This is a genomic window from Citrobacter sp. Awk 2, from assembly GCF_028069815.1.
GTDB lineage: Bacteria > Pseudomonadota > Gammaproteobacteria > Enterobacterales > Enterobacteriaceae > Citrobacter.
Genome location: NZ_JANEWL010000019.1, coordinates 1 through 22,385, shown reverse-complemented (window position 1 = coordinate 22,385; position 22,385 = coordinate 1). Strand labels below are relative to the sequence as shown.

The window sequence follows — 22,385 nt, the reverse complement described above, 5'->3', positions numbered from 1 at the left end:
TGAATAACAATCTTCGAGGGTAGCGCTGCTACCCTTTTTTTTCTGGAGTAGATTTATGTCTATAGACTGGAACTGGGGTATTTTTTTACAACAGGCCCCGTTCGGCAACACCACCTATCTTGGCTGGCTCTGGAGCGGTTTCCAGGTCACTGTCGCATTATCCATCACCGCCTGGATTATCGCTTTCCTGGTGGGTTCGTTATTCGGCATCTTACGTACCGTTCCAAATCGTTTCCTTTCCGGGATCGGTACGCTGTATGTCGAGCTCTTTCGTAACGTACCGCTGATCGTTCAATTTTTTACCTGGTACCTGGTCGTGCCTGAGTTGCTGCCGGAAAATATTGGCATGTGGTTTAAGTCAGAGCTGGACCCTAACATCCAGTTCTTCCTTTCCTCCATGATTTGTCTGGGGCTGTTTACCGCCGCACGCGTCTGTGAGCAGGTTCGTGCCGCGATTCAATCACTGCCTCGCGGGCAGAAAAACGCCGCACTGGCGATGGGGCTAACGCTGCCACAGGCCTACCGCTATGTTTTGCTGCCAAACGCCTACCGCGTGATTGTGCCGCCGATGACGTCAGAGATGATGAACCTGGTGAAGAACTCAGCCATCGCCTCAACCATCGGTCTGGTTGATATGGCTGCACAGGCGGGAAAACTGCTGGATTACTCTGCCCACGCATGGGAATCATTTACGGCCATTACCCTGGCCTATGTACTGATTAACGCCTTTATTATGCTGGTGATGAATCTCGTCGAACGTAAAATCCGCCTGCCTGGCAATTTAGGAGGCAAATAATGTACGAATTTGACTGGAGTTCTATCGTCCCTTCCCTGCCATTTTTGTTGGATGGGCTGCTCATCACGCTGAAAATCACCGTTACAGCGGTTGTCATCGGTATCGTGTGGGGAACCCTCCTGGCAGTCATGCGACTGTCGAGCTTTGCGCCGATTTCCTGGTTTGCAAAGATCTACGTCAACGTATTCCGCTCCATCCCTCTGGTCATGGTGCTGCTGTGGTTCTACCTGATTGTGCCCGGTTTTCTGCAAAACGTGCTGGGGCTGTCACCGAAAACCGATATTCGCCTGATCTCAGCAATGGTCGCGTTTTCGATGTTCGAAGCGGCCTACTACTCGGAAATTATCCGTGCCGGGATCCAGAGTATCTCTCGCGGGCAGTCCAGCGCTGCGCTGGCGCTAGGGATGACGCACTGGCAATCAATGAAACTCATCATATTGCCACAGGCATTCCGCGCCATGGTTCCGCTGCTACTGACTCAGGGCATCGTACTGTTCCAGGATACCTCGCTGGTCTACGTATTGAGTCTGGCAGATTTCTTCCGCACCGCCTCCACTATTGGCGAGCGTGACGGTACACAGGTTGAAATGATCCTGTTCGCTGGCGCCGTTTATTTTGTATTCAGTCTGAGCGCATCGTTGTTGGTCAGCTATTTGAAGAAAAGGACAGTTTAATGATTACCCTGAAAAATGTTTCTAAATGGTATGGTCACTTTCAGGTGCTGACCGACTGCTCCACGGAAGTGAAAAAAGGAGAAGTGGTGGTGGTCTGTGGCCCGTCAGGCTCCGGTAAATCCACACTTATCAAGACGGTAAACGGCCTGGAACCAGTCCAGCAGGGCATCATCACGGTTGACGGCACCGTCGTAAATGACAAGAAAACCGATCTGGCCAAACTGCGCTCCCGCGTCGGCATGGTGTTCCAGCACTTTGAGCTGTTCCCCCATTTGTCGATCATCGAGAATTTGACACTAGCCCAGGTCAAAGTGCTTAAACGCGATAAAGCGCCTGCGCGTGCAAAAGCGCAAAAGCTGCTTGAACGCGTTGGTCTGGCAGCGCATGCCGAGAAGTTTCCGGCACAACTCTCAGGGGGTCAGCAACAACGTGTCGCTATCGCCCGGGCGCTGTGTATGGATCCTATTGCCATGCTGTTTGACGAGCCGACGTCAGCACTGGACCCCGAAATGATCAACGAAGTACTGGACGTGATGGTTGAGCTGGCCAATGAAGGGATGACCATGATGGTGGTTACCCACGAAATGGGCTTTGCGCGGAAAGTAGCGAACCGGGTGATCTTTATGGATGAAGGGAAAATTGTTGAAGACTCACCGAAAGAAGAGTTCTTCGCCAATCCAAAATCAGACCGAGCCAAAGACTTCCTCGCGAAAATATTGCACTGATCATACTGGCGCGTACATTCAGGTGCGCGCCACCTCACGCTTTATACCTTCACTTCTCGAATCATGTACAGCCCAGCGTTAACCTTGTCACAAAGTCCCACTTACAAGGAGCAACAATGGCACTTCCCATTCTGTTTGATTGCGATCCAGGTCATGACGACGCTATCGCAATTGTTCTCGCCCTCGCCTCACCTGAGCTGGACGTTAAAGCGATAACCTCTTCTGCTGGTAACCAGACACCCGATAAAACGTTACGTAACGTGTTGCGCATGTTGACGCTGCTTAACCGTACCGATATTCCAGTGGCCGGCGGAGCGCTAAAACCATTGATGCGCGATCTGATTATCGCCGACAACGTGCACGGTGAAAGCGGTCTGGATGGCCCTGCGCTACCGGAGCCCGCTTTTGCTCCACAGGCCTGTACAGCCGTTGAATTGATGGCAAAAACCCTACGCGAGAGCCATGAGCCGGTAACGATTGTCTCCACCGGGCCGCAAACGAACGTGGCGTTGCTGCTGAACAGCCATCCTGAACTGCACGCTAAGATCGCCCGTATCGTTATCATGGGTGGTGCAATGGGTCTCGGGAACTGGACGCCCGCGGCAGAGTTCAATATTTATGTTGATCCTGAAGCGGCCGAGATTGTGTTCCAGTCGGGAATTCTGGTAGTGATGGCGGGGCTTGATGTCACACATAAAGCACAAATTCATCGTGAAGATACTGAACGGTTCCGTGCGATTGGGAACCCCATTTCCACCATTGTCGCTGAGTTGCTGGACTTTTTCTTCGAGTATCACAAAGACGAGAAATGGGGATTTGTCGGTGCACCGCTGCACGACCCATGCACCATTGCCTGGCTGCTGAAACCTGAGCTGTTTACTACCGTTGAGCGGTGGGTCGGGGTGGAAACGCAGGGTAAATATACCCAGGGAATGACCGTGGTGGACTACTACTTCCTGAGCGGCAATAAGCCAAATGCCAGTGTGATGGTGGACGTTGATCGCCAGGGGTTTGTCGATCTGCTGGCAGAGCGTCTGAAGTTTTACGCCTAAACCACGTCGGATGGCGCTAACGCTTATCCGGCCTACAAAATCGTGCAATTTGTAGGCCGGATAAGACGCTTTGCGTCGCCATCCGGCAATAAGCGATTACGGTTCAAACGGCCGGCGCTGGAACTGATCGTGTCCACATTTCGGACACAGCGGCAGCACATCCGGGGTGTAAACCGCTAAATGGAAATGGCACTTCTCGCAGACCAGATTTCCCAGTCCCACCACCTCGCCACTGTGATAAACCCCATGATGGCTAAGGTCCTGAAATACCTCGCGCCATTCAAGCTGCGTTTTGTCGGTGATATCGGCCAACTCTTGCCAGATACTCTCCTTGATAACCCGCATAAAGACGCTGTCACTCTCTTCATCAAGGCTCTCTTCATAGCTAAGAGCGAACTCCTCCAGGTCACGCCTCACGGCCCGGGTAAGCTCTTCCACCTCGGTTCGGGTTAACTCCCCGGTTTGCATCACGCGCTGACGCGCCTGGTCCACCAGCGCATCAATATCGCGTTCGCCATTTCGCAGACGTTCGCTGAGTGACGTCACCAGTTCACGGTAATATTGAGCAACCTTGTTCATCGCTTCGCCTCCTGGGTCGTTAACTGTCTATAATAATAGACGTTATTTACGCTACGCTTTGCAAGACTGTCCACAGAGTGTGTAAATTCGTGCAAGAATTATCCTTGCGGGAATTCAACGCTGAATGCGCGAAAGGCTGTTTTGACGCGGGCGTTTGGGCTATGCTATGCGGATCTGAAACACCACATCTAGAGCTACGTTTGTAGCTGTATTGAAAACAGGACCACTGGCTGCCATGCAAGAGCAATACCGCCCGGAAGAGATAGAATCCAAAGTACAGCTTCACTGGGATGAGAAGCGCACATTTGAAGTTACCGAAGACGAGAGCAAAGAGAAGTATTACTGCCTGTCTATGCTTCCCTATCCTTCTGGTCGACTACACATGGGCCACGTACGTAACTACACCATCGGTGACGTAATCGCCCGCTACCAGCGCATGCTGGGCAAAAACGTACTGCAGCCTATTGGCTGGGATGCGTTCGGTCTGCCTGCGGAAGGTGCTGCGGTTAAAAACAACACCGCGCCAGCACCGTGGACGTACGACAACATCGCTTACATGAAAAACCAGCTCAAAATGCTGGGCTTTGGTTACGACTGGAGCCGCGAGCTGGCAACCTGTACCCCGGAATACTATCGTTGGGAACAGAAGTTCTTCACCGAACTGTACAAAAAAGGTCTGGTATACAAGAAAACCTCTGCGGTGAACTGGTGCCCTAACGACCAGACCGTACTGGCAAACGAACAGGTTATTGACGGCTGCTGCTGGCGCTGCGATACCAAAGTTGAGCGTAAAGAGATCCCACAGTGGTTCATCAAAATTACCGCTTACGCTGACGAACTGCTGCGTGATCTGGATAACCTGGATCACTGGCCTGACACCGTTAAAACAATGCAGCGTAACTGGATTGGCCGCTCTGAAGGTGTAGAAATCACCTTCAACGTGAACGGTTACGACAACACGCTGACCGTCTATACCACCCGTCCGGACACCTTTATGGGTGCAACCTACCTGGCTGTTGCGGCAGGTCATCCGCTGGCGCAAAAAGCGGCGGCAAATAACCCGGAGCTGGCGGCATTTATCGATGAATGTCGCAACACCAAGGTTGCTGAAGCTGAAATGGCGACCATGGAGAAGAAAGGTGTCGATACCGGCTTTAAAGCCATTCACCCGCTGACGGGCGAAGAGATCCCGGTTTGGGCAGCAAACTTTGTCCTGATGGAATACGGTACGGGCGCTGTGATGGCCGTTCCGGGTCACGATCAGCGCGATTATGAGTTTGCGACCAAGTATGGCCTGGCCATCAAGCCGGTCATTCTGACCGCTGAAGGCGCAGAGCCGGATCTGTCTGAACAGGCGCTGACCGAAAAAGGCGTGTTGTTTAACTCTGGCGAGTTTGACGGTCTGGCCTTCGAAGACGCGTTCAACGCCATTGCTGACAAGCTGGTAGCGAAAGGCGTGGGTGAACGTAAAGTTAACTACCGTCTGCGCGACTGGGGTGTTTCCCGTCAGCGTTACTGGGGTGCGCCAATCCCGATGGTCACGCTGGAAGACGGCACCGTACTGCCGACACCAGAAGATCAACTGCCGGTGATTCTGCCAGAAGATGTCGTCATGGACGGTATCACCAGCCCGATCAAAGCCGATCCGGAGTGGGCGAAAACCACCGTTAACGGTATGCCTGCCCTGCGTGAAACCGACACCTTTGATACTTTTATGGAGTCTTCCTGGTACTACGCGCGTTATACCTGCCCGCAGTACAACGAAGGGATGCTGGATCCGGAAGCGGCAAACTACTGGCTGCCGGTTGATATCTACATTGGTGGTATTGAACACGCCATCATGCACCTGCTCTACTTCCGCTTCTTCCACAAACTGATGCGCGACGCGGGCATGGTGAACTCTGACGAACCGGCTAAACAGCTGCTGTGCCAGGGTATGGTGCTGGCAGATGCATTCTACTACGTTGGCGCAAACGGCGAGCGTAACTGGGTTTCTCCGGTTGATGCGATCGTTGAACGCGACGAAAAAGGCCGTATCGTTAAGGCCCAGGACGCACAAGGTCATGAACTGGTGTATACCGGCATGAGCAAAATGTCCAAATCGAAAAATAACGGTATCGACCCGCAGGTAATGGTTGAACGTTACGGTGCGGATACCGTACGTCTGTTCATGATGTTTGCCTCTCCGGCTGATATGACGCTGGAATGGCAAGAATCCGGCGTAGAAGGGGCAAACCGCTTCCTGAAACGTGTCTGGAAACTGGTTTACGAGCACACCACCAAAGGTGATGTGGCTGCACTGAACGTTGATGCGTTGAGCGAAGACCAAAAAACGCTGCGTCGTGACGTGCACAAAACCATCGCTAAAGTCACCGATGATATCGGTCGCCGTCAGACCTTTAACACCGCGATTGCGGCGATTATGGAACTGATGAACAAGCTGGCAAAAGCACCGCAGGAAGACGAACAGGACCGCGCCCTGATGCAGGAAGCGCTGTTGGCCGTTGTGCGTATGCTTAACCCGTTCACCCCACACGTTTGCTTCACCTTGTGGCAAGCGCTGAAAGGCGAAGGTGATATCGACAATGCACCGTGGCCTGTTGCTGACGAAAGCGCAATGGTCGAAGACTCTACGCTGGTCGTGGTTCAGGTCAACGGCAAAGTCCGTGGTAAAATTACCGTCCCGGTAAACGCCACTGAAGAGCAGGTTCGTGAACGTGCTGGCCAGGAGCATCTGGTCGCAAAATATCTTGATGGCGTTACCGTACGTAAAGTGATTTATGTACCGGGTAAACTCCTCAATCTGGTCGTTGGCTAAGCGCGGGAGGAAGCGTGCGACATCTGACAACATTGTTGTTATCCCTGGTGGTGCTTGTCACCGCCGGGTGTGGCTGGCATCTGCGTAGTACTACGCAGGTTCCCCCCACGATGAAAACCATGATTCTGGTCACGGGCGATCCGAACGGCCCGTTAAGCCGTGCGGTGCGTAATCAGCTGCGTTTGAATGGCGTTACACTGCTGGAAGACAGCTCAACGCGCAAAGACGTTCCGTCCTTACGCCTTGGTGCAGTCAGCATTTCGCAGGATACCGCGTCCGTGTTCCAGAACGGTCAAACCGCTGAATACCAGATGGTGATGTCCGTAAGTGCTTCAGTCCTGATCCCGGGCCATGATATTTACCCGATCAGCGCTAAAGTCTATCGTTCATTCTTCGACAACCCGCAAGCGGCACTGGCGAAGGATAACGAGCAGGAGATGATCGTTAAAGAGATGTACGACAAGGCGGCCGAGCAGTTGATTCGTAAACTGCCAAGCGTACATATTGCTGATGTTCAGTCATCCAGTGATGACGTCGAGCCTGCAGTGAAAACTGCAGCGCCAGCGTCCTCCTCTCCGGCGCGTGTTTCCACCACGCTGGGTAACTGATGCTCAAGTTGTACCCTGAACAACTCCGCGCACAGCTCAATGAAGGGCTGCGCGCGGCGTATTTATTACTGGGCAATGACCCCCTGTTGTTGCAGGAGAGCCAGGACATCGTCCGTATGGCTGCCGCCGCACAAGGGTTCGAAGAACACCATACGTTCACCCTCGATACCAGCACCGACTGGGGCGCAATCTTTTCCCTTTGCCAGGCGATGAGCCTGTTTGCCAGCCGTCAAACGTTACTCCTGCAGCTGCCAGAAAATGGCCCCAATGCCGCCATTAACGAACAACTTGCCTCGCTCGTCACGCTGCTACATGACGATCTGCTGCTTATTGTTCGTGGTAACAAGCTGACCAAAGCCCAGGAAAACGCCGCATGGTATTCCGGACTGGCGAATAACGCGGTGCTGGTCAGTTGCCAGACACCTGAACAGGCACAGCTTCCGCGTTGGGTAGCTGCAAGGGCGAAACATCATAATCTGCAGCTGGATGACGCCGCCAACCAGCTCTTATGCTATTGCTACGAAGGCAATCTGTTAGCGTTAGCGCAGGCGCTGGAGCGGTTGTCGCTACTTTGGCCTGACGGTAAATTAACGCTGCCTCGCGTGGAGCAAGCCGTTAACGATGCCGCGCACTTTACCCCCTTCCACTGGGTAGATGCGCTGCTGATGGGCAAAAGCAAGCGCGCGCTGCATATTCTGCAACAGCTCCGTCTTGAAGGCAGTGAACCCGTTATTTTGTTACGTACTCTGCAGCGGGAATTATTACTGCTGGTGAACCTGAAACGGCAGTCGGCCCATACCCCATTACGGGCATTGTTTGACAAACATCGGGTATGGCAAAATCGCCGTGGCATGATGGGAGATGCGTTAAACCGACTGACCCCCACGCAGTTACGTCAGGCGGTCACGCTGTTAACACGTACGGAAATTACGCTTAAACAAGACTATGGTCAGTCAGTGTGGGCGGAGCTTGAGGGACTTTCCCTGTTGCTTTGCCATAAATCACTGGCAGATGTTTTTATTGATGGTTGATATGAAATCATTGCAGGCTCTGTTCGGTGGCACCTTTGATCCGGTGCATTATGGTCATCTGAAACCCGTTGAAATTCTGGCTAATCTGATTGGCCTGTCTCGGGTTATTGTCATGCCCAATAACGTGCCACCACATCGTGCGCAACCGGAAGCCTCCAGCGCCCAGCGTAAACATATGCTTGAACTGGCCATTGCCGACAAACCTTTGTTTTCACTGGATGAGCGCGAGCTAAAACGCGATACCGCCTCGTACACCGCACAAACACTGCAAGAGTGGCGCGTGGAACAAGGCCCGGATGCACCGCTGGCATTCATTATTGGTCAGGATTCACTGCTGACCTTTCCTTCCTGGCATGATTACGACACGATTCTGGATAACACCCATCTTATCGTGTGTCGACGACCGGGTTATCCCCTTGAGATGGCACAGGAACAGCACCAGCAATGGCTGGAGCGCCATCTGACCCATACGGCAGATGATCTGCATAACCTGCCGGCAGGTAAGATTTACCTTGCCGAAACGCCCTGGTTCAATATCTCCGCTACGCTTATCCGCGAACGCCTGGAAAAAGGCGAGCCGTGCGACGACTTACTGCCACGCGCCGTGCTCGACTATATCAACCAGCAGGGTTTGTACCGCTAAGCGTGTTGTTTAATGCCGCCAGCAGGCGGTCATTTTCTTGCTGGCTGCGAACAGCAACCCGGTAATAACGCGCGTCCAACCCAGGGTAATTGGCACAACTACGGATCAAAACATGTTGTTCCAGCAGTGATTTTTGCAAATCGATATCCGGTCGATCGCAGCGTAACAGCCGATAGTTAGCCCGACCGGGATAGACAGTCAGGCCGGGCAGCGTTTGCAATTGTTGATCAAATCGCTGTCCTTCCTGTGCCAGCCATTGCCACGTCGCCCGCTGGTAGGCGCTATCGCTTAGAATCATCTCTCCCGCCAGCGCGGCAAATGCGTTAATTGACCACGGCATTTGTCGGCTGCGCATCCGTGCCACGGCCTGTTCGTCGCTATTGACCAGATAACCCAATCGCAACCCCGGTATCGCATAGAACTTGGTCAGCGAGCGAAGAACCCAAATGTGCGGATTCTCTTGTAGCCGCGGAATAAAACCTTCCTCCCCGGCAATAAAATCGATAAAGGCTTCATCCAGAATCAAGGTAATCCCCAATTCAGCGCAGCGCGTTGTTATCGCAGCAAGCAGACGATCATCGGGCAATAGCCCTGTCGGGTTGTTCGGCGTACAGAGAAAAAGGCAGTCCAACTGCGGCGTTAACGCATCAAGGATCGTGGCGGTGAGCTGCCAGCCATCCTCCTCGCGCAGCGCAAACTCATGGATTGCACATTCTCCCCATTCCAGCGCCCGGCGGTATTCAGCAAATCCGGGGGCGACAATCATCGCATGGCGCGGCTTGAGCCCATTAACGATGGTGAAAATAGATTCTGTTTCGCCATTCCCCGCGAGGATCCACGAAACAGGTATCTGGTGATGCTGCGCCAGCGCCGCATGCAACTGGGTGTAGTCAACGTCCGGGTAGCGTTCAGCCCTGTCCAGATTGTCGATAAGCGCGCATTTTAAGGTTGCGGGCATACCCAGCGGGTTAATATTCGCGCTAAAATCCAGCAATTGCTCAGGCGGGATGCCCAACAATGCGGCGGCTTCTCGGGTATTACCGCCGTGCGCGCTCTTCAATAAAGACATCGTGCCGCTCCAGTCAAAAGAGGGTATTTTATTGAAAAAATCTCTACGCAATCAGGGCAAGCATCATATTTTGTGCGAATAGCCCTAAGAGGAAAAAATGAGACTCTGGTTAGTACGTCACGGAGAAACCGAAGCCAATGTCGCTGGGTTATACAGCGGTCATGCCCCCACACCGCTAACGGAACGGGGGATTGCTCAGGCGCAATCACTGAGTGGGCTGCTACGCAATGTCCCTTTCAACAACGTTCTGTGCAGCGAACTCGAACGCGCCCGCCATACAACCCAACTGATTCTGGCGGAACGCGAGGTTCCTGTGCGTGTCATGCCTGAACTTAATGAGATGTTCTTTGGCGACTGGGAAATGCGCCATCATCGCGATCTTGCACGTGAAGACGCTGAAAATTATGCCGTATGGTGTAATGACTGGCAGAACGCAACCCCAACCAATGGCGAAGGATTCCAGGCATTTTCACAGCGTGTTGAACGTTTCATTGCGCAGCTTGCTGATTACAAAGACAGTCAAAATCTGTTGGTGGTAAGTCATCAGGGTGTGCTGAGCGTGCTGGTGGCCCGGCTGCTGTCCATGCCCGCGGCCGCCATGTGGCACTTTCGCATCGAACAGGGTTGCTGGAGTGCAATTGATTTTTGTGACGACTTTGCGGTTCTGAAAGTTCTCAATAGTCGCGCCGTGTGGCACGAGGGTGAGTGAATGCACTGTTTTTTCTGCCGAAGGGCCTCTCTCCCATTGACACCCTATGACAGGCTGCTATTCTCCGCAACCTGACTTTTCCCGCCTTTCAGAGCTTTGCAGAAATTGTTTTACAAAAATGGCGATGCATTCTGTTGCGCGGGGTGGGATGATAGCGCACTTCAAAAGCGCTTTCGGAGACATTTGTCCCGATATCGCCTCTGGTTCAGGTATACTAACAGACGTTTTTAACTCTTTTTCACCCAGGGGGAACACTTGCAGGGTAAAGCACTCCAGGATTTTGTAATCGACAAAATTGATGACCTGAAAGGTCAAGACATCATCGCCTTAGATGTTCAGGGCAAATCCAGTATCACCGATTGCATGATTATCTGCACTGGCACGTCCAGCCGCCATGTCATGTCTATCGCCGATCACGTTGTTCAGGAATCTCGCACCGCCGGTCTGCTGCCGCTTGGCGTAGAAGGCGAAAACGTAGCTGACTGGATCGTTGTCGATCTTGGCGATGTGATTGTCCACGTTATGCAGGAAGAGAGCCGTCGCCTGTATGAACTGGAAAAACTCTGGAGTTAATACGTGAAGCTGCAACTTGTCGCCGTGGGTACGAAAATGCCTGACTGGGTGCAAACCGGTTTTACGGAGTACCTGCGTCGGTTTCCAAAAGACATGCCCTTTGAGCTGATTGAAATCCCGGCAGGAAAACGCGGCAAGAACGCGGACATTAAACGCATTCTCGACAAAGAGGGTGAACAGATGCTGGCCGCCGCAGGCAAAAACCGCATCGTCACCCTTGATATCCCAGGCAAACCCTGGGACACGCCACAACTGGCGACCGAGCTGGAACGCTGGAAACTGGATGGTCGTGACGTCAGTCTGTTGATTGGCGGGCCGGAAGGGCTGTCCCCCGCCTGCAAAGCGGCAGCGGAACAAAGCTGGTCACTCTCTGCATTAACCCTTCCCCACCCTCTTGTTCGGGTGCTGGTCGCAGAGAGTCTGTACAGGGCGTGGAGCATTACCACCAACCATCCTTATCACCGTGAGTGATCATTGATTCTTGAGTAGATTAAGCAGCGGATGAAACTACAGAATTCTTTTCGCGACTATACGGCTGAGTCCGCGCTGTTTGTGCGTCGGGCGCTGGTCGCTTTTTTGGGGATTTTGCTGCTCACTGGTGTGCTAATCGCCAATCTTTATAATCTGCAAATCGTTCGCTTTACTGATTATCAGACCCGTTCGAACGAGAACCGTATCAAACTGGTGCCTATCGCCCCCAGCCGCGGCATCATTTATGACCGCAACGGAATTCCTCTCGCCCTTAACCGCACTATTTATCAGATAGAGATGATGCCGGAGAAGGTCGACAATATTCAGGATACCCTCGACGCGCTACGCAACGTCGTGGATCTGACCGATGACGATATCGCAGCCTTTAAAAAAGAGCGAGCCCGCTCGCATCGCTTCACCTCGATCCCGGTAAAAACCAACCTGACTGAAGTTCAGGTCGCACGCTTTGCCGTGAATCAGTATCGTTTCCCCGGCGTCGAGGTCAAAGGCTATAAACGCCGCTATTATCCATACGGTTCTGCACTGACCCACGTGATTGGCTACGTATCGAAAATCAACGACAAAGACGTTGAACGTCTGGATAAAGACGGCAAGCTGGCCAACTACGCAGCCACACATGACATCGGCAAGCTGGGTATCGAGCGCTATTACGAAGACGTACTTCATGGCCAAACCGGTTATGAAGAGGTTGAAGTCAATAACCGTGGCCGCGTCATTCGACAGCTCAAAGAAGTCGCCCCGCAGGCCGGGCACGATATCTATCTGACGCTTGATTTAAAACTCCAGCAATACATTGAAACGTTGCTGGCGGGTAGCCGTGCCGCCGTCGTGGTCACAGACCCGCGTACTGGCGGTGTTCTGGCTCTGGTCTCTATGCCGAGCTACGATCCGAACCTGTTCGTGGACGGCATCTCCAGCAAAGATTATTCCGGGTTACTCAATGACCCCAATACCCCACTGGTCAACCGCGCCACGCAAGGTGTTTACCCTCCAGCGTCCACGGTTAAACCTTATGTTGCGGTCTCTGCGTTAAGCGCAGGCGTGATTACCCGCAATACCGGGCTATTCGATCCCGGTTGGTGGCAATTACCCGGTTCAGAGAAACGTTACCGTGACTGGAAAAAATGGGGACACGGTCATCTGAACATCACCCGTTCTCTGGAAGAGTCTGCTGATACGTTTTTCTATCAAATCGCCTATGATATGGGGATTGACCGTCTTTCTGAGTGGATGAGCAAGTTTGGTTACGGTCATTATACGGGCATCGATCTCGCTGAAGAGCGCGCCGGAAACATGCCAACCCGCGAGTGGAAGCAAAAACGGTTTAAAAAGCCCTGGTACCAGGGTGATACAATCCCTGTCGGTATCGGTCAGGGCTACTGGACAGCAACACCTATCCAGATGAGTAAAGCGCTGATGATCCTCATCAACGACGGCATGGTGAAAGTCCCGCATCTGCTGATGAGCACAGCGGAAAACGGCAAGCAAGTGCCGTGGATACAGCCACATGAGCCTCCTGTCGGTGACATTCATTCTGGCTACTGGGAAATCGCCAAAGACGGTATGTACGGTGTAGCGAATCGCCCTAATGGGACTGCGCACAAGTATTTTGCTGGCGCACCCTACAAAATTGCGGCGAAATCCGGTACCGCGCAGGTATTTGGCCTGAAAGCCAATGAAACCTATAACGCACATAAGATCGCCGAACGTTTACGCGACCACAAACTGATGACTGCATTCGCGCCCTATGACAAACCCGAGGTCGCTGTCGCGATGATCCTCGAAAACGGTGGGGCCGGTCCGGCGGTAGGTACACTCATGCGCCAGATCCTTGACCACATTATGTTGGGCGACAACAACACCAATCTGCCTGCTGAAAACCCGGCGGTTGCAGCAGGTGAGGACCAATAATCGTGACGGATAATCCGAACAAAAAGACATTCTGGGACAAAATTCATATCGATCCCACAATGTTGCTTATCTTGCTGGCTCTGCTGGTATACAGCTCGCTGGTCATCTGGAGCGCCAGCGGCCAGGATATTGGCATGATGGAACGTAAGGTCGGCCAGATCGCTATGGGGCTGGTCATCATGGTCGTGATGGCGCAAATTCCCCCCAGGGTCTATGAAGGTTGGGCACCGTACCTCTATATCTTCTGTATCATTCTGTTGGTGGCTGTCGATGCCTTCGGCGCCATTTCTAAAGGCGCGCAACGTTGGTTGGATTTGGGCATCGTGCGTTTTCAGCCCTCGGAAATTGCCAAGATAGCCGTCCCGCTGATGGTGGCGCGCTTTATCAACCGCGATGTCTGCCCACCCTCGCTGAAGAATACGGCGATCGCGCTGGTGCTCATTTTTATGCCCACGCTGCTGGTTGCCGCGCAGCCTGACCTTGGAACCTCAATCCTGGTTGCTCTTTCCGGCCTGTTTGTCCTGTTCCTCTCCGGGTTAAGCTGGCGTCTGATCGGCGTTGCTGTGGTTCTGGTGGCCGCATTTATTCCAATACTGTGGTTCTTCCTGATGCATGATTACCAGCGACAACGCGTGATGATGCTTCTCGACCCGGAAACCGATCCGCTGGGCGCGGGCTATCACATTATTCAGTCTAAAATTGCTATTGGTTCAGGTGGGCTACGCGGCAAAGGCTGGTTGCATGGTACGCAGTCGCAGTTGGAGTTTTTGCCCGAACGTCATACTGACTTTATCTTTGCAGTACTGGCGGAAGAGCTGGGTCTGGTTGGGATTTTAATCCTGCTTGCCCTGTACATTTTGCTGATAATGCGCGGATTGTGGATTGCCGCCCACGCGCAAACAACCTTTGGTCGCGTCATGGCCGGTGGTTTAATGTTGATATTATTCGTTTATGTCTTCGTAAATATTGGTATGGTGAGCGGTATTCTGCCTGTAGTTGGGGTTCCACTCCCACTGGTCAGTTACGGAGGCTCTGCACTGATCGTGCTGATGGCCGGGTTCGGGATTGTCATGTCGATCCACACCCATAGAAAAATGTTGTCGAAAAGCGTGTAAGGGGTACGCAATGCGTAAGCAGTGGATTGGAATCTGCATCGCAGCAGGAATGCTCGCGGCGTGTTCAAGTGATGATGGTCAGCAACAGGCTGCCGTCGCGCCGCAGCCTGCGGTGTGTAATGGTCCGATTGTTGAAATCAGCGGGGCCGATCCGCGCTTTGAACCCCTGAACCCAACGGCAAATCAGGACTATCAGCGTGACGGTAAGAGCTACAAGATAGTCCAGGATCCTTCCCGCTTTAGCCAGGCTGGACTGGCCGCCATTTACGATGCAGAGCCAGGAAGTAATTTGACCGCCTCAGGTGAAGCGTTCGACCCGATGCAGCTGACCGCTGCGCACCCAACGCTGCCTATTCCAAGCTATGCCAGAATTACTAACCTGGCAAACGGTCGAATGATCGTCGTACGCATTAACGATCGTGGCCCCTATGGCAACGATCGCGTCGTTTCGCTGTCGCGAGCAGCAGCCGATCGTCTGAATACCTCTAACAACACGAAAGTGCGTATTGATCCTATCATTGTCGCACAGGGTGGTTCGTTGTCCGGCCCAGGTATGGCCTGTACGACAGTGGCCAAACAAACCTATGCCCTGCCCTCACGCCCTGACTTAAGCGGCGGCGGCAGTATGCCTGCTACACCGGATGCGGGTCAGCCGCAAGGTGATATCCGCCCGATCAGCAATTCCACGCTGAAAAGCGATGACCCTACCGGAGCACCAGTAAACAGCGGTGGTTTCCTCGGCGCACCGACCACGCTCGCTTCCGGCGTGCTTGAAGGTAGCGAACCGACGCCAGCGCCACAGCCGGCCGCCCCTGTGACTGCGCCAGCCACAACACCGACTGACGCAGCAGCACCAGCCGCCGCCGTTGCCACTCCGGCAGCTGCAGCCAACGGTCGTTATGTCGTTCAGGTTGGTGCGGTAAGCGAGCAGGCGCGTGCGCAGCAGTATCAAAAGCGTTTAAGTCAGCAGTTTGGCGTTCCGGGCCGGGTTGTGCAAAACGGTGCCGTTTGGCGTATTCAGATGGGGCCATTCGCCAGCAAGGCTGAAGCCTCCACACTGCAACAGCGTCTTCAATCCGAGGCGCAATTACAGTCCTTCATCACCGGCGTGTAATAACGTAAATCAGGCATCTGAGTTGTCAATTTCTGTAAACGACATTAACAAAGTCACGCGGAAAGTCAGATGCCTGTGAGTTATGCATTTGCTATAGTAGGGCACTTTTTTTAATTTCACCACGGACGTCGTAGTTCAGACCATGAAGACCACTTTTTCCGCTCGTTTCGTGCAGCGCATGGCGCTCACCGCGGCTCTCTGCGCAGCCTCTCTTTCTGCTGCCCATGCAGATGACCTGAATATTAAAACCATGATCCCGGGTGTTCCGCAGATCGATGCGGAGTCGTATATCCTGATTGACTACAATTCAGGCAAAGTTCTGGCAGAACAGAATGCGGACTCTCGCCGCGATCCCGCCAGCCTGACCAAAATGATGACCAGCTACGTCATCGGACAGGCAATGAAAGCCGGGAAATTCAAAGAAACCGATTTGGTCACCGTCGGCAACGACGCCTGGGCTACGGGCAACCCTGTCTTTAAAGGTTCGTCCCTGATGTTCCTCAAGCCGGGTATGCAGGTTCCGGTATCGCAGCTAATCCGTGGTATCAACCTGCAATCCGGTAACGATGCTTGCGTGGCAATGGCAGACTTTTCTGCCGGTAGTCAGGATGCTTTCGTCGGTCTGATGAACAGCTATGTTAATGCGCTGGGGCTGAAAAACACCCACTTCCAGACCGTACATGGCCTGGATGCAGAGGGCCAGTACAGCTCAGCTCGCGATATGGCGCTGATTGGTCAGGCCCTGATCCGCGATGTACCTAACGAGTACTCTATCTATAAAGAAAAAGAGTTCACCTTTAACGGCATCCGCCAGCTCAACCGTAACGGTCTGCTGTGGGATAACAGCCTGAATGTTGACGGTATCAAAACCGGCCATACTGACAAAGCGGGTTATAACCTTGTTGCCTCTGCGACAGAAGGTCAGATGCGTCTGATCTCCGCCGTGATGGGTGGTCGCACTTATAAAGGTCGTGAAACTGAAAGTAAAAAGCTGCTGACCTGGGGTTTCCGTTTCTTTGAAACCGTGAACCCATTGAAAGTCGGCAAAGAGTTTGCCTCAGAGCCCGCCTGGTTTGGTAATACCGATCGTGCGTCGTTAGGTGTCGATAAAGATGTCTACCTGACGATTCCACGCGGCCGCATGAAAGACCTGAAAGCCAGCTATGTTCTGAACACCACGGAACTGCATGCCCCGCTGCAGAAAAACCAGGTTGTCGGCACCATCAACTTCCAGCTTGATGGCAAAACCATTGAGCAGCGTCCACTGGTGGTTCTGCAGGAAATCCCGGAAGGCAACTTCTTTGGTAAAATCATTGATTACATTAAATTAATGTTCCATCACTGGTTTGGCTAAAAATCGAACACTTGAAAGTGTGATTTACGTCCCCATATACTAAGTATCCAGATAACTCCCACTCTCTGTGGGAGTTATTATTTTTTGATGTAACGCCGGAGCTGACATGAAAACCAAACTTAACGAACTGCTTGAATTCCCTACTCCATTTACTTACAAAGTAATGGGGCAGGCGTTGCCTGAGCTGGTTGATCAGGTGGTTGAAGTGGTACAGCGCCATGCGCCAGGTGATTACTCCCCAACGGTAAAACCGAGCAGCAAAGGCAACTACCACTCGGTCTCAATCACTATTAATGCGACACACATTGAGCAGGTTGAAACGCTGTACGAAGAATTAGGTAATATCGATATCGTACGTATGGTGCTGTAAAAACCTGTCGGTTACCCGCTGCATCCCCGCTCGGGTAACCCCACCCTCCTGTGGTATACTTTTCCCCTCTTTAACATTCTCTACTCTGTGTGAGTATCTACGGAGATGCCGTTTTGTATCAGGATAAAATTCTGGTCCGCCAGCTCGGTCTTCAGCCCTACGAGCCAGTCTCTCTGGCCATGCACGAATTCACCGATACCCGTGATGAAAACAGTCATGATGAAATCTGGCTGGTAGAGCATTATCCTGTCTTTACCCAGGGTCAGGCCGGTAAAGCAGAGCACGTACTGATGCCCGGTGATATTCCCGTTATCCAGAGCGATCGGGGCGGCCAGGTGACATACCACGGACCGGGTCAGCAGGTTATGTATGTTCTGTTGAACCTCAAACGCCGCAAACTGGGCGTACGTGAACTGGTAACACTACTGGAACAAACCGTGGTGAATACGCTTGCGGAGATAGGTATTGACGCCCATCCGCGTGCTGATGCGCCGGGGGTCTATGTCGGCGAAAAGAAAATCTGCTCGTTAGGGTTACGTATCCGTAGAGGCTGCTCGTTTCACGGCTTAGCGCTCAACGTAGATATGGATCTATCACCTTTCCTGCGCATCAACCCCTGTGGCTATGCGGGAATGGAAATGGCAAAAGTCTCGCTGTGGGACAGTACGGCAACAACCGAGAGCGTGCGCCCTCGTCTGCTGGCTAATATTTTAGCGCTGTTGGGCAATCCCCCCCACGAGTACATTGCAGACTGAAAAAAAGGTTATAGTTTGCCGCAGCATATGTTGTGGCAAATGGCACAAAACAACAACTATTTTACATTTTGCCAGCCTGTCAGGCTGCTTTCTGGCCCGTTTCAATGATATACTGCGTATCACTAATTCAAAAATAGTTGATAAATGCAACATTCCCTTGAATTGAAACGCTTTCCTTCGTAATTCGCAACTGGAACACGCAAGCTATGAGTAAACCCATTGTGATGGAACGCGGTGTTAAATACCGCGATGCCGATAAGATGGCTCTTATCCCGGTAAAAAATGTAGCAACAGAGCGCGAAGCCCTGCTGCGTAAACCGGAATGGATGAAAATAAAACTGCCAGCGGACTCCACTCGCATCCAGGGTATCAAAGCAGCGATGCGCAAAAATGGCCTGCACTCTGTCTGCGAAGAAGCGTCCTGCCCTAACCTGGCAGAATGTTTCAACCACGGGACCGCGACCTTTATGATCCTCGGCGCAATCTGTACTCGCCGCTGCCCATTCTGTGACGTTGCCCATGGTCGCCCGGTTGCCCCTGATGCTAACGAACCGTTAAAGCTGGCTCAGACGATTGCGGACATGGCGCTGCGCTATGTGGTCATTACCTCCGTTGACCGCGACGATCTGCGCGACGGTGGCGCCCAGCACTTTGCAGACTGCATCACCGCTATTCGTGAGAAAAGCCCGTCGATTAAAATCGAAACGCTGGTACCTGACTTCCGTGGTCGTATGGATCGTGCGCTGGATATCCTCACGGCCACCCCGCCAGACGTGTTTAACCATAACCTCGAGAACGTTCCGCGTATTTACCGCAACGTACGCCCTGGGGCTGATTACAACTGGTCACTGAAGCTTCTGGAGCGTTTTAAGGAAGCGCACCCTGAGATCCCAACCAAATCCGGCCTGATGGTAGGTCTGGGTGAAACCAATGCTGAAATCATTGAGGTTATGCGCGATCTGCGCAGTCACGGCGTGACAATGCTGACGCTGGGCCAGTATTTACAACCCAGTCGTCACCACCTGCCGGTTCAGCGCTATGTAAGCCCGGACGAGTTTGATGAGATGAAGGCGGAAGCCATGGCAATGGGCTTTACCCATGCAGCCTGCGGCCCATTTGTTCGTTCTTCTTACCATGCGGACATGCAGGCGAAAGGGCTGGAAGTGAAGTGATCGTGTAATACTCACTTACATTTCAGCAATAAAAAAACCGGCAATTGCCGGTTTTTTTTCATGCAGAGTATGCAGTATGAGCATCGTGCTCCTGACATTACTCTTTATGGGAAAGCTTCTCAGTCTGAACGCTACCGTCAGCATCTTTCTTAGCATCGGCATTATCATCGTTCATCGCTTTCTTGAAGCCTTTAATTGCCGTTCCCAGGTCTCCACCCAGTGTACGTAACTTCTTGGTACCAAACAGCAGAACGACCAGTGCGGCAACCACCAGCAGTTTGGTAATACTAATCTCACCCATAGATACCTTCTTAACTTAAACCAGGCTGCATAAAGCGCCATATTAACCTGAGAATATTAACGGCCTTTCGACGCGCGCACACAATAGCAATCTGTAACAAGGTGAATCAAGCCTTGTTTAAAAAAACGTCATAATAATTGCGGTGGCGCAAAGCGGCGGTTCCGTAACACAGGAAGTTGCGCCCTGACCTGCCTCACCCGCTCAGCAGAAACCTCCGTCATTATCAGCGCGGGCGTTTCCGCCGCAGCGGCAATCGTCACGCCAAACGGATCGATAACCCGGCTTTGACCGATATTCTTGTTACCACACTCCCCCGCGGCAATCACATAACAGGTTGCATCCAGGGCTCTTGCCGCCAGCAGCGTTGTCCAATGATGCTCTTTCAGCGAACCACGAACCCAGGCAGCCGGTAAGACCAGGATTTCAGCCCCCTGTAACGCGAGCGCCAATGCCAGCTCAGGAAAGCGCAGGTCATAGCAGGTCATTAACCCTACCTTTAATCCGTCTACGTCCAGCAATGGCGCTACAGCCTCACCTGCATCGACATTCCGCGACTCCTGAATCGAAAAGGCGTCATAGAGATGTAATTTTGCGTAATGGGCAACAACCCGGCCTCCCCGTAGCGCAACCAGCATGTTCAACGCCCGGCCAGGTACAGAGGGAACATGAATCGTCAGAATCGTCGTCATCTCGTTTTGCGCGCTCTCTTGCTGTAGCCGCGTCAGAAAACCGCCCTCCAGTAGCTGAGCCGACTTCACCGAAAGGTCGGGGTCGAGATCGTCACGGGCCAACAGCGCTTCCGGCAGCACCAACAGAGATGCTCCTTCTCCTGCGGCCTGTGACATCAACTGGACACACGTTTCCGCATTTTTCTCCCACGAGGGACCCACGGCAAATTGCCCTGCTGCAACAAACATATTCCCTCCAGAAAAATGGGTTAAGCTCGCCAACAACAATTATTCAGCGTTACACTCACGCTATATACAATCAAATAGCAGGATTACGCAGTGTTACAACTCCTTTTAGCAGTTTTTATCGGTGGCGGTACAGGAAGCGTAGCAAGATGGATGTTAAGCATGCGGTTCAATCCGCTGCATCAGGCCATCCCATTCGGTACGCTGGCAGCAAATCTGATTGGCGCGTTTATTATCGGTATGGGGCTGGCGTGGTTTAACCGCATGACAAACATTGATCCAATGTGGAAAGTGCTCATCACCACCGGTTTCTGCGGCGGACTGACGACGTTTTCAACCTTTTCGGCAGAAGTGGTGTTTTTACTACAGGAAGGACGTTTTGGTTGGGCAATGGTGAATGTGCTGGTTAACCTGTTAGGGTCATTTGCGATGACGGCTCTGGCATTCTGGCTGGTTTCGGCCTCTCCTGCACACTAAACGAAAAAAAACCCGCAATTAAGCGGGTTTTGAATTCTTGCTGTCGTATGCTTACAGAGCGATTACGTTTGCAGCAGAAGGGCCTTTGGCACCGTTAGTGATTTCGAACTCTACGCGCTGACCTTCAGCCAGAGTTTTAAAACCATTGGTCTGGATTGCAGAGAAGTGTACGAACACGTCTTTGCTGCCATCTTCCGGAGTAATGAAACCGAATCCTTTGGACTCATTAAACCACTTAACGTTACCTTTAATCTTAGACATCAAAATTACCTTTACATGAAAAATAGACACAAATGCTGTGTCGGGTATCAGTACAACAATTGTGGTGCACTTTGTCCAGTCGAACTTTGTCAAAAAGTGATAAATGTCGCGTTATTTTTCAGACAACCAACATATCCATCTGTTTTTAAACAAGTTTATAATAATCCACCTGACAATACAGGTAGTCTGTCAAAACTGGAAACGCATCCAGGCAAAGTAGACATTTCCGTTGTTATACGTACCCGGAATGTAGGTCATCTGGAACGTTGCCGGACCATAGCCTATCGAGGCCAACGGCAGGATCAATGGCACGGGAATATAGTTCCAGTTATCGCGCGCGGTGAAACCGGCTGTATAGCCCAGCCCAAGACGAAAATTATCATCGGCCAGCGGTCGCCAGGTCTTTTCCCAGCCATAGCCGCCAATCGGCTCCCATTTATTGAAGGAGTCCTTGAAGGCCATAATATAGAGCCCGTGCCAATTACCTTTATCATCCCAACGGGACTGACCAAATCCTGCCCCCCAGGGACGTTCGTTGTACCGATCGGTTTTCTCTTTATCGTAGGCAAAACGCGCATGCCAGGTAATGGCCGGCACATACAGATCATAATGTTCAGGCTGCTGCCAGGTTTCACTGACATTATCTTTAAAAGTATCAAACCACCCTTTATCCTCAGCAAACACCTGGGGAATAAAGGCTAACTGAATAAAAAGAAATGAAAAAATGAGAAAATAACGTTTAGCGACAATCACGACTTAATTACCATCCTGGGAGTTAGTATTAATTGTAGCAAACAAAACCTTAATGTTAGCTTAACAAAGATGCGCTAATAAAAAATCAGAATATTCTCCACATATAAATTCCAGATTAT

General features: G+C 52.2%; 25 protein-coding genes. 19 read left to right on the top strand and 6 right to left on the bottom strand.

What is annotated here, in order from left to right:
* The first annotated feature begins 55 nt into the window (after positions 1–55).
* From gltJ to rihA, 4 genes are all read left to right on the top strand, one after another.
* Positions 56–796: a glutamate/aspartate ABC transporter permease GltJ gene (gene gltJ / locus NNO02_RS07545; RefSeq protein WP_271441577.1), complete on the top strand. Its 741-nt coding sequence runs from the start codon at positions 56–58 to the stop codon at positions 794–796.
* Entirely contained in the window at positions 796–1,470 is a 675-nt protein-coding gene (gene gltK / locus NNO02_RS07540; RefSeq protein WP_271449864.1) for a glutamate/aspartate ABC transporter permease GltK, read from the top strand. The genes gltJ and gltK overlap by 1 nt, the downstream gene beginning before the upstream one ends.
* Positions 1,470–2,195 carry a glutamate/aspartate ABC transporter ATP-binding protein GltL gene (gltL, locus tag NNO02_RS07535; protein ID WP_042309800.1) on the top strand — a complete coding sequence of 242 codons (726 nt, stop codon included), beginning with the start codon at positions 1,470–1,472 and terminating at the stop codon, positions 2,193–2,195. Before gltK ends, gltL begins: the two co-directional genes overlap by 1 nt.
* Positions 2,196–2,311: 116 nt before the next feature.
* Positions 2,312–3,247, top strand: a complete 936-nt coding sequence (gene rihA / locus NNO02_RS07530; protein WP_271454517.1) for a pyrimidine-specific ribonucleoside hydrolase RihA — start codon at positions 2,312–2,314, stop codon at positions 3,245–3,247.
* Positions 3,248–3,343: 96 nt separating this feature from the next.
* On the opposite strand, the gene NNO02_RS07525 is transcribed toward rihA, so the two are convergent.
* Positions 3,344–3,826 (bottom strand): zinc ribbon-containing protein, encoded by a 483-nt coding sequence (locus tag NNO02_RS07525; protein WP_271449865.1) that lies wholly within the window; start codon positions 3,824–3,826, stop codon positions 3,344–3,346.
* A 235-nt stretch (positions 3,827–4,061) separates the two neighbouring features.
* Between NNO02_RS07525 and leuS the strand changes: the two genes are divergently transcribed.
* Genes leuS through nadD form a run of 4 tightly spaced genes read left to right on the top strand, consistent with a single transcriptional unit; the run spans position 4,062 to position 8,926 of the window.
* Positions 4,062–6,644 (top strand): leucine--tRNA ligase, encoded by a 2,583-nt coding sequence (leuS, locus tag NNO02_RS07520; protein WP_271454516.1) that lies wholly within the window; start codon positions 4,062–4,064, stop codon positions 6,642–6,644.
* Positions 6,645–6,658: 14 nt separating this feature from the next.
* The gene (lptE, locus tag NNO02_RS07515; protein WP_271441574.1) at positions 6,659–7,252 is read left to right on the top strand and encodes an LPS assembly lipoprotein LptE; all 594 of its coding nucleotides are present in this window, start codon (positions 6,659–6,661) and stop codon (positions 7,250–7,252) included.
* The gene (gene holA, locus NNO02_RS07510) at positions 7,252–8,283 is read left to right on the top strand and encodes a DNA polymerase III subunit delta (protein ID WP_271449867.1); all 1,032 of its coding nucleotides are present in this window, start codon (positions 7,252–7,254) and stop codon (positions 8,281–8,283) included. The genes lptE and holA overlap by 1 nt, the downstream gene beginning before the upstream one ends.
* 1 nt (position 8,284) lies before the next feature.
* Positions 8,285–8,926, top strand: a complete 642-nt coding sequence (gene nadD / locus NNO02_RS07505) for a nicotinate-nucleotide adenylyltransferase (RefSeq protein ID WP_137384696.1) — start codon at positions 8,285–8,287, stop codon at positions 8,924–8,926.
* Here nadD and cobD read toward each other — a convergent pair.
* Complete coding sequence (gene cobD, locus NNO02_RS07500) at positions 8,901–9,995, bottom strand: threonine-phosphate decarboxylase CobD (protein WP_271454515.1); 1,095 nt, start codon at positions 9,993–9,995, stop codon at positions 8,901–8,903. The genes nadD and cobD overlap by 26 nt on opposite strands.
* A 97-nt stretch (positions 9,996–10,092) precedes the next feature.
* On the opposite strand from cobD, the gene NNO02_RS07495 reads away from it, so the two are divergent.
* From NNO02_RS07495 to lipA, 10 genes are all read left to right on the top strand, one after another.
* Entirely contained in the window at positions 10,093–10,704 is a 612-nt protein-coding gene (locus NNO02_RS07495; protein ID WP_271449869.1) for an adenosylcobalamin/alpha-ribazole phosphatase, read from the top strand.
* A 255-nt stretch (positions 10,705–10,959) separates the two neighbouring features.
* Entirely contained in the window at positions 10,960–11,277 is a 318-nt protein-coding gene (rsfS, locus tag NNO02_RS07490; RefSeq protein WP_003022728.1) for a ribosome silencing factor, read from the top strand.
* Between the two features lie 3 nt (positions 11,278–11,280).
* Entirely contained in the window at positions 11,281–11,748 is a 468-nt protein-coding gene (gene rlmH / locus NNO02_RS07485; protein ID WP_003022725.1) for a 23S rRNA (pseudouridine(1915)-N(3))-methyltransferase RlmH, read from the top strand.
* Between the two features lie 30 nt (positions 11,749–11,778).
* Entirely contained in the window at positions 11,779–13,680 is a 1,902-nt protein-coding gene (gene mrdA, locus NNO02_RS07480; RefSeq protein WP_271449870.1) for a peptidoglycan DD-transpeptidase MrdA, read from the top strand.
* A 2-nt stretch (positions 13,681–13,682) separates the two neighbouring features.
* Entirely contained in the window at positions 13,683–14,795 is a 1,113-nt protein-coding gene (gene mrdB, locus NNO02_RS07475) for a peptidoglycan glycosyltransferase MrdB (protein WP_003022718.1), read from the top strand.
* A 10-nt stretch (positions 14,796–14,805) separates the two neighbouring features.
* Positions 14,806–15,909: an endolytic peptidoglycan transglycosylase RlpA gene (rlpA, locus tag NNO02_RS07470; protein WP_271454514.1), complete on the top strand. Its 1,104-nt coding sequence runs from the start codon at positions 14,806–14,808 to the stop codon at positions 15,907–15,909.
* A 142-nt stretch (positions 15,910–16,051) separates the two neighbouring features.
* On the top strand, positions 16,052–17,263 hold the full coding sequence (gene dacA, locus NNO02_RS07465) for a D-alanyl-D-alanine carboxypeptidase DacA (protein WP_137384513.1): 1,212 nt from the start codon (positions 16,052–16,054) through the stop codon (positions 17,261–17,263).
* Positions 17,264–17,369: 106 nt separating this feature from the next.
* Positions 17,370–17,633: a DUF493 family protein YbeD gene (gene ybeD / locus NNO02_RS07460; protein WP_000850547.1), complete on the top strand. Its 264-nt coding sequence runs from the start codon at positions 17,370–17,372 to the stop codon at positions 17,631–17,633.
* 113 nt (positions 17,634–17,746) lie between these two features.
* On the top strand, positions 17,747–18,388 hold the full coding sequence (lipB, locus tag NNO02_RS07455) for a lipoyl(octanoyl) transferase LipB (RefSeq protein WP_271441569.1): 642 nt from the start codon (positions 17,747–17,749) through the stop codon (positions 18,386–18,388).
* Between the two features lie 206 nt (positions 18,389–18,594).
* Complete coding sequence (lipA, locus tag NNO02_RS07450; RefSeq protein WP_003022702.1) at positions 18,595–19,560, top strand: lipoyl synthase; 966 nt, start codon at positions 18,595–18,597, stop codon at positions 19,558–19,560.
* 97 nt (positions 19,561–19,657) lie between these two features.
* Here the strand turns inward: lipA and tatE are convergent, their stop codons facing one another.
* Together tatE and NNO02_RS07440 are read right to left on the bottom strand one after the other, a co-directional pair.
* Positions 19,658–19,861 carry a twin-arginine translocase subunit TatE gene (tatE, locus tag NNO02_RS07445; RefSeq protein WP_048212302.1) on the bottom strand — a complete coding sequence of 68 codons (204 nt, stop codon included), beginning with the start codon at positions 19,859–19,861 and terminating at the stop codon, positions 19,658–19,660.
* Between the two features lie 128 nt (positions 19,862–19,989).
* A complete protein-coding gene (locus tag NNO02_RS07440; protein WP_271441568.1) occupies positions 19,990–20,778 on the bottom strand; it encodes a deaminated glutathione amidase in 789 nt (262 codons plus the stop codon).
* Between the two features lie 90 nt (positions 20,779–20,868).
* Here NNO02_RS07440 and crcB point away from each other — a divergent pair, with 90 nt between their 5' ends.
* Positions 20,869–21,252: a fluoride efflux transporter CrcB gene (gene crcB / locus NNO02_RS07435; RefSeq protein WP_043015566.1), complete on the top strand. Its 384-nt coding sequence runs from the start codon at positions 20,869–20,871 to the stop codon at positions 21,250–21,252.
* Between the two features lie 51 nt (positions 21,253–21,303).
* On the opposite strand, the gene cspE is transcribed toward crcB, so the two are convergent.
* A complete protein-coding gene (gene cspE, locus NNO02_RS07430) occupies positions 21,304–21,513 on the bottom strand; it encodes a transcription antiterminator/RNA stability regulator CspE (RefSeq protein ID WP_000034825.1) in 210 nt (69 codons plus the stop codon).
* A gap of 189 nt (positions 21,514–21,702) precedes the next feature.
* On the bottom strand, positions 21,703–22,266 hold the full coding sequence (pagP, locus tag NNO02_RS07425; RefSeq protein WP_369124578.1) for a lipid IV(A) palmitoyltransferase PagP: 564 nt from the start codon (positions 22,264–22,266) through the stop codon (positions 21,703–21,705).
* Positions 22,267–22,385: the final 119 nt, after the last annotated feature.

Excerpts from the sequence above, each read along its gene's own strand:
- gltJ (WP_271441577.1), top strand. The coding sequence starts at position 56 with ATGTCTATAGACTGGAACTGGGGTATTTTTTTACAACAGGCCCCGTTC.
- gltK (WP_271449864.1), top strand. The coding sequence starts at position 796 with ATGTACGAATTTGACTGGAGTTCTATCGTCCCTTCCCTGCCATTTTTG.
- gltL (WP_042309800.1), top strand. The coding sequence starts at position 1,470 with ATGATTACCCTGAAAAATGTTTCTAAATGGTATGGTCACTTTCAGGTG.
- rihA (WP_271454517.1), top strand. The coding sequence starts at position 2,312 with ATGGCACTTCCCATTCTGTTTGATTGCGATCCAGGTCATGACGACGCT.
- NNO02_RS07525 (WP_271449865.1), bottom strand. The coding sequence starts at position 3,826 with ATGAACAAGGTTGCTCAATATTACCGTGAACTGGTGACGTCACTCAGC.
- leuS (WP_271454516.1), top strand. The coding sequence starts at position 4,062 with ATGCAAGAGCAATACCGCCCGGAAGAGATAGAATCCAAAGTACAGCTT.
- holA (WP_271449867.1), top strand. The coding sequence starts at position 7,252 with ATGCTCAAGTTGTACCCTGAACAACTCCGCGCACAGCTCAATGAAGGG.
- nadD (WP_137384696.1), top strand. The coding sequence starts at position 8,285 with ATGAAATCATTGCAGGCTCTGTTCGGTGGCACCTTTGATCCGGTGCAT.
- cobD (WP_271454515.1), bottom strand. The coding sequence starts at position 9,995 with ATGTCTTTATTGAAGAGCGCGCACGGCGGTAATACCCGAGAAGCCGCC.
- NNO02_RS07495 (WP_271449869.1), top strand. The coding sequence starts at position 10,093 with ATGAGACTCTGGTTAGTACGTCACGGAGAAACCGAAGCCAATGTCGCT.
- mrdA (WP_271449870.1), top strand. The coding sequence starts at position 11,779 with ATGAAACTACAGAATTCTTTTCGCGACTATACGGCTGAGTCCGCGCTG.
- rlpA (WP_271454514.1), top strand. The coding sequence starts at position 14,806 with ATGCGTAAGCAGTGGATTGGAATCTGCATCGCAGCAGGAATGCTCGCG.
- dacA (WP_137384513.1), top strand. The coding sequence starts at position 16,052 with ATGAAGACCACTTTTTCCGCTCGTTTCGTGCAGCGCATGGCGCTCACC.
- ybeD (WP_000850547.1), top strand. The coding sequence starts at position 17,370 with ATGAAAACCAAACTTAACGAACTGCTTGAATTCCCTACTCCATTTACT.
- lipA (WP_003022702.1), top strand. The coding sequence starts at position 18,595 with ATGAGTAAACCCATTGTGATGGAACGCGGTGTTAAATACCGCGATGCC.
- tatE (WP_048212302.1), bottom strand. The coding sequence starts at position 19,861 with ATGGGTGAGATTAGTATTACCAAACTGCTGGTGGTTGCCGCACTGGTC.
- NNO02_RS07440 (WP_271441568.1), bottom strand. The coding sequence starts at position 20,778 with ATGTTTGTTGCAGCAGGGCAATTTGCCGTGGGTCCCTCGTGGGAGAAA.
- cspE (WP_000034825.1), bottom strand. The coding sequence starts at position 21,513 with ATGTCTAAGATTAAAGGTAACGTTAAGTGGTTTAATGAGTCCAAAGGA.